The organism is Pararhizobium capsulatum DSM 1112 (genome assembly GCF_030814475.1).
GTDB lineage: Bacteria > Pseudomonadota > Alphaproteobacteria > Rhizobiales > Rhizobiaceae > Pararhizobium > Pararhizobium capsulatum.
This window is the reverse complement of record NZ_JAUSVF010000001.1, coordinates 2,982,393-2,994,478: the sequence shown is the minus strand read 5'-3', so window position 1 is coordinate 2,994,478 and position 12,086 is coordinate 2,982,393. Positions and strand designations below refer to the sequence as shown.

15 protein-coding genes are annotated in these 12,086 nt (G+C 58.8%); 6 read left to right on the top strand and 9 right to left on the bottom strand.

The genetic code is table 11. The annotated features are described in order from the left end of the window. Positions 1-137 precede the first annotated feature (137 nt). Entirely contained in the window at positions 138-1,265 is a 1,128-nt protein-coding gene (locus tag QO002_RS14605) for an ATP-dependent DNA helicase (protein ID WP_307230887.1), read from the top strand. A 6-nt stretch (positions 1,266-1,271) separates the two neighbouring features. Here the strand turns inward: QO002_RS14605 and QO002_RS14600 are convergent, their stop codons facing one another. Continuing rightward, on the bottom strand, positions 1,272-1,949 hold the full coding sequence (locus QO002_RS14600) for a MerR family transcriptional regulator (protein WP_370878494.1): 678 nt from the start codon (positions 1,947-1,949) through the stop codon (positions 1,272-1,274). Between the two features lie 321 nt (positions 1,950-2,270). Next, the gene (locus QO002_RS14595) at positions 2,271-3,443 is read right to left on the bottom strand and encodes a hypothetical protein (RefSeq protein WP_307230882.1); all 1,173 of its coding nucleotides are present in this window, start codon (positions 3,441-3,443) and stop codon (positions 2,271-2,273) included. Between the two features lie 329 nt (positions 3,444-3,772). On the opposite strand from QO002_RS14595, the gene QO002_RS14590 reads away from it, so the two are divergent. After that, positions 3,773-4,525: a pyridoxine 5'-phosphate synthase gene (locus QO002_RS14590; RefSeq protein WP_307230880.1), complete on the top strand. Its 753-nt coding sequence runs from the start codon at positions 3,773-3,775 to the stop codon at positions 4,523-4,525. A gap of 25 nt (positions 4,526-4,550) precedes the next feature. Here QO002_RS14590 and QO002_RS14585 read toward each other — a convergent pair whose 3' ends face one another. Further along, complete coding sequence (locus QO002_RS14585; RefSeq protein ID WP_307230878.1) at positions 4,551-5,438, bottom strand: SDR family oxidoreductase; 888 nt, start codon at positions 5,436-5,438, stop codon at positions 4,551-4,553. A 183-nt stretch (positions 5,439-5,621) separates the two neighbouring features. On the opposite strand from QO002_RS14585, the gene QO002_RS14580 reads away from it, so the two are divergent. After that, the gene (locus tag QO002_RS14580) at positions 5,622-6,029 is read left to right on the top strand and encodes a winged helix-turn-helix transcriptional regulator (protein WP_307230876.1); all 408 of its coding nucleotides are present in this window, start codon (positions 5,622-5,624) and stop codon (positions 6,027-6,029) included. A gap of 170 nt (positions 6,030-6,199) precedes the next feature. Here QO002_RS14580 and QO002_RS14575 read toward each other — a convergent pair whose 3' ends face one another. From QO002_RS14575 to QO002_RS14565, 3 genes are all read right to left on the bottom strand, one after another. Continuing rightward, the gene (locus QO002_RS14575; protein ID WP_307230873.1) at positions 6,200-6,376 is read right to left on the bottom strand and encodes a hypothetical protein; all 177 of its coding nucleotides are present in this window, start codon (positions 6,374-6,376) and stop codon (positions 6,200-6,202) included. Positions 6,377-6,507: 131 nt separating this feature from the next. Continuing rightward, positions 6,508-6,717 carry a hypothetical protein gene (locus tag QO002_RS14570; protein WP_307230871.1) on the bottom strand — a complete coding sequence of 70 codons (210 nt, stop codon included), beginning with the start codon at positions 6,715-6,717 and terminating at the stop codon, positions 6,508-6,510. A gap of 174 nt (positions 6,718-6,891) precedes the next feature. Then, positions 6,892-7,611 (bottom strand): aspartate/glutamate racemase family protein, encoded by a 720-nt coding sequence (locus QO002_RS14565; protein ID WP_307230869.1) that lies wholly within the window; start codon positions 7,609-7,611, stop codon positions 6,892-6,894. A 162-nt stretch (positions 7,612-7,773) separates the two neighbouring features. Here QO002_RS14565 and QO002_RS14560 point away from each other — a divergent pair, with 162 nt between their 5' ends. Continuing rightward, entirely contained in the window at positions 7,774-8,238 is a 465-nt protein-coding gene (locus QO002_RS14560; RefSeq protein ID WP_307230867.1) for an Lrp/AsnC family transcriptional regulator, read from the top strand. Between the two features lie 107 nt (positions 8,239-8,345). Here QO002_RS14560 and QO002_RS14555 read toward each other — a convergent pair whose 3' ends face one another. From QO002_RS14555 to QO002_RS14545, 3 genes are all read right to left on the bottom strand, one after another. After that, on the bottom strand, positions 8,346-8,714 hold the full coding sequence (locus tag QO002_RS14555) for a DUF4087 domain-containing protein (RefSeq protein ID WP_307230865.1): 369 nt from the start codon (positions 8,712-8,714) through the stop codon (positions 8,346-8,348). Further along, positions 8,711-8,851, bottom strand: coding sequence for a hypothetical protein (locus tag QO002_RS14550; protein WP_307230862.1), 141 nt, complete (start codon positions 8,849-8,851; stop codon positions 8,711-8,713). Before QO002_RS14550 ends, QO002_RS14555 begins: the two co-directional genes overlap by 4 nt. A 266-nt stretch (positions 8,852-9,117) precedes the next feature. Further along, positions 9,118-9,582, bottom strand: coding sequence for a hypothetical protein (locus QO002_RS14545; protein ID WP_307230860.1), 465 nt, complete (start codon positions 9,580-9,582; stop codon positions 9,118-9,120). Between the two features lie 224 nt (positions 9,583-9,806). On the opposite strand from QO002_RS14545, the gene QO002_RS14540 reads away from it, so the two are divergent. Together QO002_RS14540 and ilvC are read left to right on the top strand one after the other, a co-directional pair. Continuing rightward, positions 9,807-10,457, top strand: coding sequence for a TetR/AcrR family transcriptional regulator C-terminal domain-containing protein (locus QO002_RS14540; RefSeq protein WP_370878493.1), 651 nt, complete (start codon positions 9,807-9,809; stop codon positions 10,455-10,457). A gap of 58 nt (positions 10,458-10,515) precedes the next feature. Continuing rightward, complete coding sequence (gene ilvC / locus QO002_RS14535) at positions 10,516-11,535, top strand: ketol-acid reductoisomerase (RefSeq protein WP_307230856.1); 1,020 nt, start codon at positions 10,516-10,518, stop codon at positions 11,533-11,535. Positions 11,536-12,086 lie beyond the last annotated feature (551 nt).

The window sequence follows — 12,086 nt, the reverse complement described above, 5'->3', positions numbered from 1 at the left end:
TTCAACGAAGGAGCGAACGGTTTGCGGAGCTTGTTGTTCCACCGCTGCGTCGATCAGTCCTCCTCGAGCCCGATGATGTGTCACCCACTCAAGGGGTAAGGCTTGCATCCTGGCCCCGAATCCTGCCACTTCGCTCCATGGAATTTGCACCGCAACAGGATGAAGCGCTGAAAGCCGTGTCGCAATGGCTGAAGGAAGGGCGCAAGCCGCTTTTCCGGCTGTTCGGCTATGCCGGCACCGGCAAGACGACGCTGGCGCGACACTTTGCCGAGCATGTGGATGGCGAGGTGCTTTTCGCAGCGTTTACCGGCAAGGCGGCGCAGGTGCTGCGCTCGAAGGGCGCGAGCAACGCCAAGACTATTCATTCGCTGATCTACCGGCCGCGTGGCGAGGAGGAGGTTTCCAACGAGGAAACCGGCAAGACCTCGATTGCGCCGATGTTTTCAATCAACCGGCAATCGCCGGTTGCCAAGGCGGCGCTGATCATCGTCGACGAATGCTCGATGGTGGACGAGGCGCTCGGCCGCGACCTGATGAGCTTCGGCACGCCGATCCTCGTGCTGGGTGATCCCGGCCAGTTGCCGCCGGTCACAGGTGGTGGCTACTTCACCAATGACGAGCCGGATTTTCTGCTGACCGACATCCACCGTCAGGCGCGCGACAATCCGATCATCAAGCTCGCCATGCAGGTGCGTGAAGGCAAGGAAATCATGCATGGCGACTATGGCACCGCGCAGGTGATTTCCAAGCATGAGGTGACGCAGGATCTGGTCTTGGACGCCGACCAGGTGCTGGTCGGGACCAACAAAACGCGGCGGCGCTACAATATGCGGCTGCGGGAGCTCAAGGGGTTCACCACCGAATATCCGCAATCCGGCGACAAACTGGTGTGCCTGCGCAACGATCCCGCCAAGGGACTGCTCAACGGCTCCCTCTGGCAGGTGATGACGTCGTCGAGAGAGACGGTCAAACCGGGCATCAACCTGATGATCCGGCCGGAAGACGACGACATGGATCGCGGTGCTGCCAAGATCAAACTGCTGAAGCAGGCTTTCGAGGATGTCGAGGGTGAAATCCCGTGGTCGACGCGCAAGCGGTACGACGAGTTCGATTATGGTTACGCGCTGACCGTCCACAAGGCGCAGGGTTCGCAGTGGAACAATGTCGTGCTGTTCGACGAAAGCTGGGCTTTTCGCGATACGCGCGAACGCTGGCTGTATACGGCGATTACCCGTGCGGCCGAGACGCTGACGATCGTGCGATAACTCGGCTCAATCGGCCGAGACGAAGCCCATCAGGACAGCTTTTGCGACCGCCTGAAAGCGATTGTGGCCATTGAACTTGCGGATGATGTCCGATTCCAGCGTCAGCACGGCGGTCATATCCATGTCCATCAACGTCGCGATGCGCGTTGCGGGGTAGCCTTCCGCCATGCAGCCCAGGCATTTGATCTCGATGGGGGACAGATGGATTGTCTGAGGCTGGGGCCGCGGGCTGTTGCCTTCATCGGCCGATTCGAGCAGTTCGCTGACCCGCTGCATCTGGCGGCGCAAAATGGATTGCTGGGCGGCAAGCTCGCGTTTGTGGCCATGCAGGGCGTCACGGAAAATCTGGGCAGCGTCTTCGCGAGAGCCGGCAGCGAGGAGGTCGGCCATCATTTCCTGAATGGCGATGATGGGCATATCGATTTCGCGGCAGGCGTTGATGACTGCCATGCGGCGGATGTCTTCCAGCCCATAGACGCGCATCGGCCCCATGCGCTCGGCTGTCAGCAGGCCCTTTTCCTCGTAGAAATGCAGGGTGCGATGGGTGACGCCGAAGGCATCTGCCATGTCGGCGATCGCCACCTGATTTTCCGGGATCGTTCCGGGCAGGGGCAAGATCGGCATAAAGCAGCTTTCCGGGCGCGCAAGCATCGCAGAAGCATTGTTTTTCAGGTCTTCAGGCATGCGCTCGATAGTCTCCACAGTCGTCGAACCTTGCGGAAATGACGGTTCGGAGTTCGGTTCCACGGGGTCACGCGGCCTTCATCCAAGCCTGCTCTTCTACGCTTTGCACGCCACCGAGATGGCTACTACAGACACTGTGCTGACCTGATGAGCAATCAGGCTTCTCCACTTCCCAGCCTACGCATACACTCGATGCGAGAAGCGAAACAATTAGCAATATTAGGGATAAAATGCGCGAAATGATGTCGAAAACGATCGCTTTCGGCGCTCTGATCACGAAAATTGGCCGACAATCGGCGAATTTTGATGTTTTTTGCGGAATTAGAAGTCGATGCTGGCAGGTAGGGCACCAGCGCTCACGATGAACCGTAGCGTGTTGCGACGATCACTGGAAAGGTCATCCTGGCACTTGCGGGCGTCGTGGAATGCATCTTTGGTCTGCTCACGGCGATAGGTGTCCGTCAGCGTCATGCAGGTCATCAGCGCGCTATCGAGGCTGTGATCCGTGGCGTAGCGATAGATCTCGCCGTCGAGTGCCAGTACCCGCGTTGCCAGAGACACGCTTTCAAACAGCATGTCGCTCTCGTCTTCGAGGCGGTCGCCCTCAATGAGCGCGGTGAAGACACTGTCGGCGGTCGCGTCGTTGGTGACGCTGACCTTGACGCCTCCGCTCTCCTCGTCGTCTGCAACGGTGATGGTAAAGGCGAGCTGGGTGGTGCGAAGCCGCGTGCTGATGGTCGTTACCGTGCGAAAATGCGAGGCTGCGGCGCGCATCGTATCGGCGAAGCGAGCGGGCAGGCTCTGACGCGGCCATTGGCCCGTGATCGTGACTTGCGGCAGATCCTGCGCGCGTTCGAAGCGCAGGCCGCTCAAGGCCTGGGGGCCATTCATGCCAAGGCTGCTGCTGATACTCATGGCCGGCGTTGCAAGGGGAGCGACGATCAGCAACGGCAGAACCGAAAGAAGAGCGAAATGCGAGGAGAGGGGCGCCGGCAGCCAGGAGCGGCGCGTGCGGCTTGCCGATGGCCGGATCGAGACCGGCGAGGGACCGGTCGTCTCTTTGGCGGCAACGGACATCTCCGCCCGTCTTGTCTGGACCGAGGCAGGCACCGTGGTTTCCGCGGGGGTAGCTTCGACGTGGTGCTGCCGGTATTCCGGAACATAGCTGCCCTTGGGAATGGCGATGCGCCATTCCTCGCCGGACCCCTCCGTTGCGTAATAGGTATCCAGCAATTTACGAAGCTTGCCGGCATGGACGCGCACGAGCGGGTCTCCATCGGCATCGAAGGCCATCGGCCTGCCGAAGACATCAATGGCGATCGTATAGCCTTTGAGCTGGGCGCCGGCGCCGCCCAACTCTGTCTCGACGACATATCTCAGGAACGAACGCAGGCGTTCGGAGCGTGCAAACGTCTTGCTCTCAAGCACCCGCTGCAATGCCTGCCGCAGGAGTGCCGCTGCTGGCTGGCGTCTTTCGGAGCCTTCTGTGCTCATCAGATGCAGACCCCACGCTGCCGCGCCACACGGCGGCAGGATCCTGCAAAAAATGGTTCGATATGACGAGCAAAACGAATCATCGTCTGGTTTAGGTCCTTCCTGGAAAAGCATCTCGGGCGCTTGCTAGGCACGTCGGGAGATGGCTTTGCATTAAATCGGAATTTGCCCGACTTGTCAGGGCCTTGTTCCATTAAATTTTCATTGGATGTGAAATAACTGATGAGGCCTTTCGACGCGCACCCTTCAAACACGCGATCGATTGCGAGCGGCATGCGGACGCGATAGAAGAGGCTGCCTGCAACCGCCAACTGTTCGAAAGTGCTGAAATGGCTGCGAAACTCTCCGTGAACATGAACGCTGTCGCGATGCTGAGAAATCGCCGCGATCTTCCCTGGCCTTCGGTTACTGCGCTCGGCAGAATTGCGCTGCAGGCGGGCGCAAGCGGCCTGACGGTTCATCCGCGGCCGGACCAGCGGCATATCCGTTTTTCCGATCTGGCGCCGATTCGTAATCTGATCGACGACGAGTTTCCGGATGCCGAATTCAACATGGAAGGCTATCCGAACGCCGAATTCCTGGAGCTTGTGGAGCGCCACCAGCCCGAGCAGGTGACACTCGTGCCGGACGATCCCGCGCAGGCGACATCCGATCACGGTTGGGATTTTCGCGCCAATGCTGAACTGCTTGCCGACGTGACGGCGCGGCTGAAGAAGAACGGCCTCAGGGTCTCTGTCTTCGCCGACGGTACGCCGGACAGAGAGGCGCTGACGATCGCGCGGGAAACCGGCGCCGATCGTATCGAGCTCTATACCGGCCCTTATGGCGGCTGTTTTGATGATGAGCAAAAGGCAGCAATGATCGCCATCGAGCTCGGGAAAACTGCGAAAATCGGCCATGAACTGGGCCTTGGGGTCAATGCCGGGCACGATCTGACCGTCGCCAACATGCCGCTGCTGGCAAAGCATATTCCGATGCTGGACGAAGTCTCCATCGGCCATGGGTTGACGGCGGATGCGCTTGAGTTTGGCATGGCGGAAACCGTCCGGCGCTTCCGCAGGGCGTGCGGCCAGACCGTCTGACGATCCGGCCGCGTGGCGTCGGCGTCTAGCCCGCAAAAGCGGCCTTGTTTGTCTCGAAGAAGGTTTCGATCGACGTCAGTGGCTTGCCGGAAAGCGTTTTGGCATCGTCGGTGACCATGGCGATCTTGCCTTCGCGGGTGTTGGTGTCGAAGGACACCACCACGGGGATCAGGAAGGGCGGAAGACCGGCCGCCTGAAGGCCGCCGGTCAGCTGTTCGTCGGTGATCGTCACCACATCGAGCGGCTTTCCGACGATTTTCGATGCGATTTCAGCGATTTCCGAAGAAGTGCGCGCGACAGTGCCGGTCAGCGTATACGTCTTGCTTTCCGTTGAACCCGAGGTCAAAGCGTCGGCGATTGCGGCGGCGATGTCGGCACGGGCGATATGGGCGATCTTGCCTTCACCGGCCGAGGTATACCATTTGCCCTCGGAGAAGGCGTGCGGCAGACCCATGAACAGGTTTTCCATGTACCAGCCATTGCGCAGGATCGTGTAGGGAAGGCCCGTCGCCTTGACGGCTGCTTCGCTGCCCAGATGCTCAGGGGCGAAGATGACGGCGGAATTCTCCGGGTTCGGCATCGAGGTGTAGAGGATATGCTTGGCGCCAGCGACCTTGGCGGCGTTGATGGCGGCGGTGTGCTGGACGAGGCGCTTGCCCGGCGCATCGAGCGCGTCGGTGGAAACGACCAGAACACGGTCTGCACCGGCAAAGGCGGTTGCAAGCGATGCGGCATCGTCGAAATCGGCCTTGCGGGTCTGTACGCCCTTTTCGGCATAGGCCGAAAGCTTGGACGGATCGCGCGATGTGGCGATGATGTCTGCCGGCGCAACCTTGCCGGAGGTGAGCAGGGCATTGAGCACGAGGCGGCCAAGCTGGCCAGAGGCGCCGGTAACGAGAAGGGTTTCGGACATGATCGCTTTCCTTGGTTTTCCCGAAAGCCGGTGTCTTTCTTGCTGAAAGTTCCGCTTTGAGATATGGTTCCCTTTTGAGACCATATCTTATTTGGTTATACGCCCGTAGATGTAAAGGTGGCAGTTTTTTCTGCCATAGTTACGTCGAGGTAACCGAGGCAGCGGGCAGGGAAGGACATGACTATGAACCAGATCACCAGGACAGCGGCCGCCGAGAAAGTGATGGTGATCGGCGGTGTTGCCTACACCATGGCCAATTGCCCGGTACGCGACGTGCTCGACAATATCGGCGGCAAATGGAATACGCTGATCATTCAGGGACTTGCTGATGGCCCGGTGCGTTTTTCCGCGCTGCGCCGGATGATCCCCGACATTTCGCAGCGCATGCTGACCCAGACGCTGCGCGATCTTCAACGCGATGGCTACCTGAAGCGCACGGTGTTTCCGACACAGCCGCCGAGCGTGGAATATGAACTGACGGATCTCGGGCAATCGTTCCTGGCCATCGTGCTGCCGGTCGTGGCGTGGTCCACGGACAATCATGAACGGATCAGGGCTGCGCGGAAGGTTTATGACGAGGGTGTGTTGTAAGGTGTGGACTGTAGCAAGCTTCGCTACCTCACACCCTTTCATCAAGTGTGGGTATCGCGAGAACTGCCGAATCACGTATATTCGCGATGTGTCATGTGGACTATCGGATACTTAGCCCCCGCTTCGATGCGGGGGCAATTTTCTTGCTGTCCCAAAATTGGGATGGAGGACTAGTTCAGCAAAAGCCGGGCGCGGTTCGCCGCATATGCTTTGGCGTCCCGCTCCGTGACGAAGCTTTGATGCTCGCAAAACCCGTGACTGATAATCGACGTTACCCAAGCTGCTCGATATTCCTTGATCGCAACACGGATGACGGGCTTTTCGCCAAGGGATGGTTTGTCCAGCATGCTTTCGTCTCCAGTGGAGCGAGAGCACACGCATCTCTTAGGCGTCAGGGCTCCTGAAGGGCTGATGACGGTGTATCGGTATCATAGAACGCTGCATAGCTGGGGTCTAGTTTGGCGGAACTCCGCTTCGTTCAACAAACCTCGTCCGCCAGGTTTCGGACCAAGACGACAAGTTCCTTCTCATCCGTCATCCCGCTGCGGAAAGCATGCATAACAACAAGGGCAAGGTCCTGGCCTTGCCCTGCGTCAGGGTCAATTTCCCTGCGCGCGCATTCTTCATCGAGGACCCGTTTCATCATCACCAGCGCTTCGTCGCCAATTGATTGTCCGTAAAAGGACATGGCAATCACTCCTGTATCGGGTGAAAGCACAATGATCTTCCAAGCGCTGGTACCCGTGAAATGGCAGCGACCAACCAGTATGCGCGTTTGTTGGCGCGATAGGAATTTTATTCGTTTTTGGTGAGCGCCGAAGGTTCCTCTCCACCTCATCTGAGGGAGGAGCTACAAATCTGCTTACGCCGCGTCGCGCTCTTCACCCGCCTCTTCGGCAAGCGCAAACCTCACCGCTGCGCAGGCGTGGATTCGGGTTGAATCGAAGCCGGGGAGGGGCAGGTTTTCGGGATCGAGGATCAGGCAGATTTCGGTGCAGCCGAGGATGATGCTGTCGGCGCCATTGGCAACGGCGCGTTCGATGACGCCGAAGAGGGCGTCTCGCGATGCGTCCAACACTTTACCGGCGCAAAGTTCGTTGAAGATGATGTTGTGAACGAGGGTGCGGTCATCCGCATCGGGTACCATGACGTCGATGCCGTGGCCGGCCATGCGGTCGGTGTAGAAGCCGTGTTCCATCGTATAGCGGGTGGCGAGCAGCAGCGGGCGCGATCGGCCGGCGTTGCGAATAGCAGCCGCGGTTTCGTCGATGATGTCGATCAGCGGGATCGAGGTGGCGGCTTGGACTTCCGGGGCGATCAGATGCATCGTGTTGGTGCAGATCAGCGTGCAGGCGGCACCGGCGGCCTCGAGGCTGGATGCGACGTCGGCGAGATGTTTGGCGGCGTCATCCCAGCGGCCGGCCTTCTGCATATCGACGATCGTCTGGAAATCCACGGAATGCAGCAGCACTTCGGCCGAATGCAGGTCGCCCAGCCGTTCGCGGACCATTTCGTTGATCAGCTTGTAGTAGACAACCGAGCTTTCGAAGCTCATTCCGCCGATAAGACCGATCTTGCGCATATCCGTTCTCCGATTTCAATGGAGCTTAGTGTGCCGGGGTTTCGATGAAAAGTCCGCGCGTTGTTGCGTGACGAGGACGCGGTTTGCGCGTATGGTTTGCGTGTTTTTTTAATTTGGCGCAAATTATTTGCTAGAGACAGAGTGTTGACGGGGAATCAGAGCGTGCTGGACGAAAGAGATCGTAGAATTCTTACCTTGCTGCAGGAAGATGCGAGCCTCGCGGTCAGCACGCTGGCGGAACGTGTTCATCTGTCGGTCTCGGCCTGCTCGCGCCGGATACAGCGGCTTGAAGAGACCGGCTATATCGCGCGGCGGATCGTCGTGCTGGACCGGGAAAGAATGGGCGTGCCTACCACCGTGTTTGCGCTGGTGAAGACGACGCATCATGCCGACGACTGGATCGACATCTTCCGCAAAGTGATCGGCGAGATACCGGAGATCGTTGAGGCGCACCGGCTGACGGGCAATTACGATTACATCCTCAAGGTCGTGCTGCCGCGCGTCGAGCACTATGATGTGATCTACAAGCAGATCGTGCGCAAGGTGGAGCTGTTCGACGTCTCCGCCTCGATCTCTATGGAGGTGCTGAAGAGCGGAACTGGCGTGCCGGTGGAGTATGCGCGGTAAGGAGTTGGTTTCGCAAGCTAAATGCGGCGTGCCCGACTGGGAAACATGCCGCTATCAGGACAGCCTCGCGACCATTGACAAGCAGTCGGCAATCATCGATTTCGGCTCTATTCCGGGGATGAGAGGTTCTTGTCGTTCTGGCATTTCGACAAGGCCAGCTGGCGGACCGAGAGGATCTCGGTGATGCTGCCTTCGCCGTCATGCGTCTCCACCGACAGGCAGGCGCAGGCATAGCCGTAGTTGCCGTTGGTGCGGACGTAATCGCGCTCGGAGATGTCGGGGATCAGGTCCATTCCGGGAGGACCTTCGCCGGCACCCTGGCTCATGATCGTCCAGCTGCCATCGGCATCGTCGAGCCACCAGTTGGCGGGCGTCGGGTTCTGCAGCCAGCCGCACCGGGTCTCTGCTGCGAGAACGGGTGTGGATGCGATGAGGGCGATCAGAAGGGCGGCGAGTGTCGTTGTCGCTGACGTCATGGCTTTGCTTTCGTGCAGTGGAACATGTCGCCGGATGCCATCGACATCCACTCCATCGATGTCGCGGTGACGCTGGAAAGGCCGATCTGGTAGTTGTCCGGCAGGGTGAGAATGTAGTTGCCGCCATCTTTCTCCACCTTCCGGATTTTCAGCGGCCCTTCGCCGGGGTCATAGGTATCGGCGGTGAAGGTGAAGGTTGAGACTTCGCAGTCCCAGGTGCCGACATAAGGCGTATCGTCCGCCGCTGCTGCGGGGATGGTGTTGGCAACAAGGACCGCTAAGGCGGCCAGCAGGCTTTTTATGGCGATATCCCCCCTCTGCTATGCAGACATCAACATGCGAAAAAGATTCAGGTTCTGTATTCCAAGAATTTGTTTTCGAACGTTTTTTGAGGCCAACCTGGCTAGTTGTTGATGGCCGTGATTGCCCAATGGGTGATCGCGCAGTCGTCGTCGTCGCAGATCGCTCCCATCCAGACTTCGCCATTGGCAAACATCACGCCATCGCTGTTGACGAAAAGCGCGTCATAGCTTTGATCCGCGACGGCGTTTCGGGTCTCTTCCGTGATCAGCGTATCGAAATTGTCGATGAAATCCTGGGCGCTCAGGATGTCGTAGGTTTCGCCATTTGCATGGATCTCGAGCGGATATTCGGCGAGGTCGGCAACGGTTTCCGCATCTCCGTCGCGCATGGCATCCGTGAGGTTCTGGAACGGTCCGGAAAAGGCCTCGGCATTGCCATGCAACTGCTCGATGCGGCTATAGACCTCGCCCTCGGATTGGGCGCAAGCCGCGCCGGGAATACTCACTGTTGCTGCCACAAAGGCGAAGGCAATACGGGTTGCGGCGCGGGTAAAGCGATGCTGCATGAATGGCTCCGGGATGCTGCGGCTGGTGTCCAGCGTATCGGAGCGGGCAGCGAAACGGAAGGTGGCGAAACCTACCGGATGCGTCCATTTCGGGGTAATTCGCCGGGAATAAAAGTCAAGGACAGAGCAGTTTGTCAAAGCTGGGTGGAACCTGCTTGACGGGTCGAAAACTTTAGGCCATAAGCTACGAACCGTACCGTACGGTACTGATTGAGGAGCTTGTTTTGCAGATCGCCGTCCAACCCAGCCAGCCGGATTATTCGCCGCGCCAGAACGCCGTTCTGGACAGCGCGTTGCGGCTGCTTGTCGATGGTGGCGAAAAGGCATTGACGACGGCGGGTGTTGCGCGCGCTGCCAATTGCTCGAAGGAAAGCCTCTACAAGTGGTTCGGTGATCGCGACGGGTTGCTGTCGGCGATGATCGGTTTTCAGGCGAGCAAGGTCCGTACTTTCGAAGCTCATGCCGGACGTCTTGATGTTGGCAAGCTGCACGAACTGCTGGTGACCTTTGCCCGCGATCTGCTGGAGGTTCTCTCCGGCGATGTTTCGCTGGCGCTCAATCGTCTGGCAATCGGTCAGGCGAGCCGCGATGGCTCGAAGCTTGGTCACATGCTGCAGGAGCGGGGCCGACGCCAGATCGGCAAGCGGGCAGGTGCGCTTCTCGAAGCGGCGCGCCGCGCACGGCTGGTGCGCTTTGACGATGCGGAAGAGGCCTATGGCACGCTCTATGGGCTGGTCGTTTCCGACCTGCACCTGCGCATGCTGCTCGGTGAGCCGATCACCGAGAAGGACAGGAATTTCGACCGGCGGGCGGAGAGGGCGATCGATGCCTTTCTCCGGCTCTACGGCACGAGCGAGAATACGGCGGCGTCCTGAGGGACAAGGCCGGGAAGACAACAAACCATTCAAGACTCAAACGGGAAGGAACACTACAATGCGCGTCTATTACGATCGTGATGCCGATCTCAATCTCATCAAGTCCAAGAACGTCGTCATCGTCGGCTACGGCTCCCAGGGTCGCGCCCACGCGCTGAACCTGAAGGACTCGGGCGCCGGTAACGTCGTTATCGCGCTCAAGGCCGGCTCGGCCACGATCAAGAAGGCCGAAGCCGATGGCTTCAAGGTCATGACCGTTGCTGAGGCCGCCAAGTGGGGCGACCTTCTGATGATGGCAACCCCGGACGAACTGCAGGCCGATATCTACAAGGCCGAGATCGCTGACAACATCCGCGACGGCGCTGCCATCGCCTTTGCACACGGCCTTAACGTACACTTCGGCCTCATCGAGCCGAAGGACACGCTCGACGTCGTCATGATCGCGCCGAAAGGCCCGGGCCACACGGTTCGCGGTGAATACCAGAAGGGCGGCGGCGTGCCCTGCCTCGTTGCCGTCGAGAAGAACGCTTCCGGCAACGCGCTTGACCTCGCTCTCTCCTACGCCTGCGGCGTTGGTGGCGGCCGTTCGGGCATCATCGAGACAAACTTCAAGGAAGAGTGCGAAACCGACCTCTTCGGCGAACAGGTCGTTCTCTGCGGCGGTCTGGTCGAGCTGATCCGCGCCGGCTTCGAAACGCTGGTCGAAGGCGGCTATGCCCCGGAAATGGCCTATTTCGAGTGCCTGCACGAAGTGAAGCTGATCGTCGACCTGATCTATGAAGGCGGCATCGCCAATATGAACTACTCGATCTCCAACACGGCGGAATGGGGCGAATACGTCTCGGGTCCGCGCATCATCACGGCCGAAACGAAGGCTGAAATGAAGCGCGTTCTCACCGACATCCAGACCGGCAAGTTCACCTCCGACTGGATGCAGGAATACCGCTCGGGTGCTGCCCGCTTCAAGGGTATCCGTCGCATGAACGACAACCACCAGATCGAAGAAGTCGGCGCCAAGCTGCGCGGCATGATGCCGTGGATCGGCAAGAACAAGCTGGTCGACAAGGCCAAGAACTAATCTTCGTCTCCCAGGACGAACTACGGAAGCCGGGGCTCGTCCCCGGCTTTTCGCGTTTTTGGGCGCGTTCGTGGCTGGGGGTGTGCCACCCAATGTTTCCTTGCTGCAGATGCGTTGTCCTTTCCCAGCCGGAAGGTTCGTTAAACTGCGGCAAGAAAAATTATTTTAGACGTCACGATTGTTGCGATGCAGTATAGATTGTTGATTTGTTTAAAGAATTAAGTTGTAAAATCAACGCAGGAGGAACAAGCTCGGGTCGTGTCTCGTTCCACAACCGGGAGGATGGTGTGATGACGACCATTATGAACTATTTTGCGTGGTTCGATGCCGTTATACTGTGCACTATCGGCGTGCTCGTGCTGCTAAGCCTGTATACGGGCGAAGATACCGGCGAAACGTGATCTGGCGGTTTGATGTGGAGGAAGGTGCGGCGCTGTCCGGTTGCATCAGCTGGTACGCATTGCGCCGAATGTCTCCCTTTCAGGCTGGATGATAGAAGGCAAGAATTTGCCTATTCTCGAACGGGTCTATTTAGGTCAGTAACATTGACT

Bases quoted from the DNA above. Each gene is read 5' to 3' on its own strand.
- QO002_RS14605 (WP_307230887.1), top strand. From the start codon at position 138: ATGGAATTTGCACCGCAACAGGATGAAGCGCTGAAAGCCGTGTCGCAA.
- QO002_RS14600 (WP_370878494.1), bottom strand. From the start codon at position 1,949: ATGCCTGAAGACCTGAAAAACAATGCTTCTGCGATGCTTGCGCGCCCG.
- QO002_RS14595 (WP_307230882.1), bottom strand. From the start codon at position 3,443: ATGAGCACAGAAGGCTCCGAAAGACGCCAGCCAGCAGCGGCACTCCTG.
- QO002_RS14590 (WP_307230880.1), top strand. From the start codon at position 3,773: ATGGCTGCGAAACTCTCCGTGAACATGAACGCTGTCGCGATGCTGAGA.
- QO002_RS14585 (WP_307230878.1), bottom strand. From the start codon at position 5,438: ATGTCCGAAACCCTTCTCGTTACCGGCGCCTCTGGCCAGCTTGGCCGC.
- QO002_RS14580 (WP_307230876.1), top strand. From the start codon at position 5,622: ATGAACCAGATCACCAGGACAGCGGCCGCCGAGAAAGTGATGGTGATC.
- QO002_RS14575 (WP_307230873.1), bottom strand. From the start codon at position 6,376: ATGCTGGACAAACCATCCCTTGGCGAAAAGCCCGTCATCCGTGTTGCG.
- QO002_RS14570 (WP_307230871.1), bottom strand. From the start codon at position 6,717: ATGTCCTTTTACGGACAATCAATTGGCGACGAAGCGCTGGTGATGATG.
- QO002_RS14565 (WP_307230869.1), bottom strand. From the start codon at position 7,611: ATGCGCAAGATCGGTCTTATCGGCGGAATGAGCTTCGAAAGCTCGGTT.
- QO002_RS14555 (WP_307230865.1), bottom strand. From the start codon at position 8,714: ATGACGTCAGCGACAACGACACTCGCCGCCCTTCTGATCGCCCTCATC.
- QO002_RS14545 (WP_307230860.1), bottom strand. From the start codon at position 9,582: ATGCAGCATCGCTTTACCCGCGCCGCAACCCGTATTGCCTTCGCCTTT.
- ilvC (WP_307230856.1), top strand. From the start codon at position 10,516: ATGCGCGTCTATTACGATCGTGATGCCGATCTCAATCTCATCAAGTCC.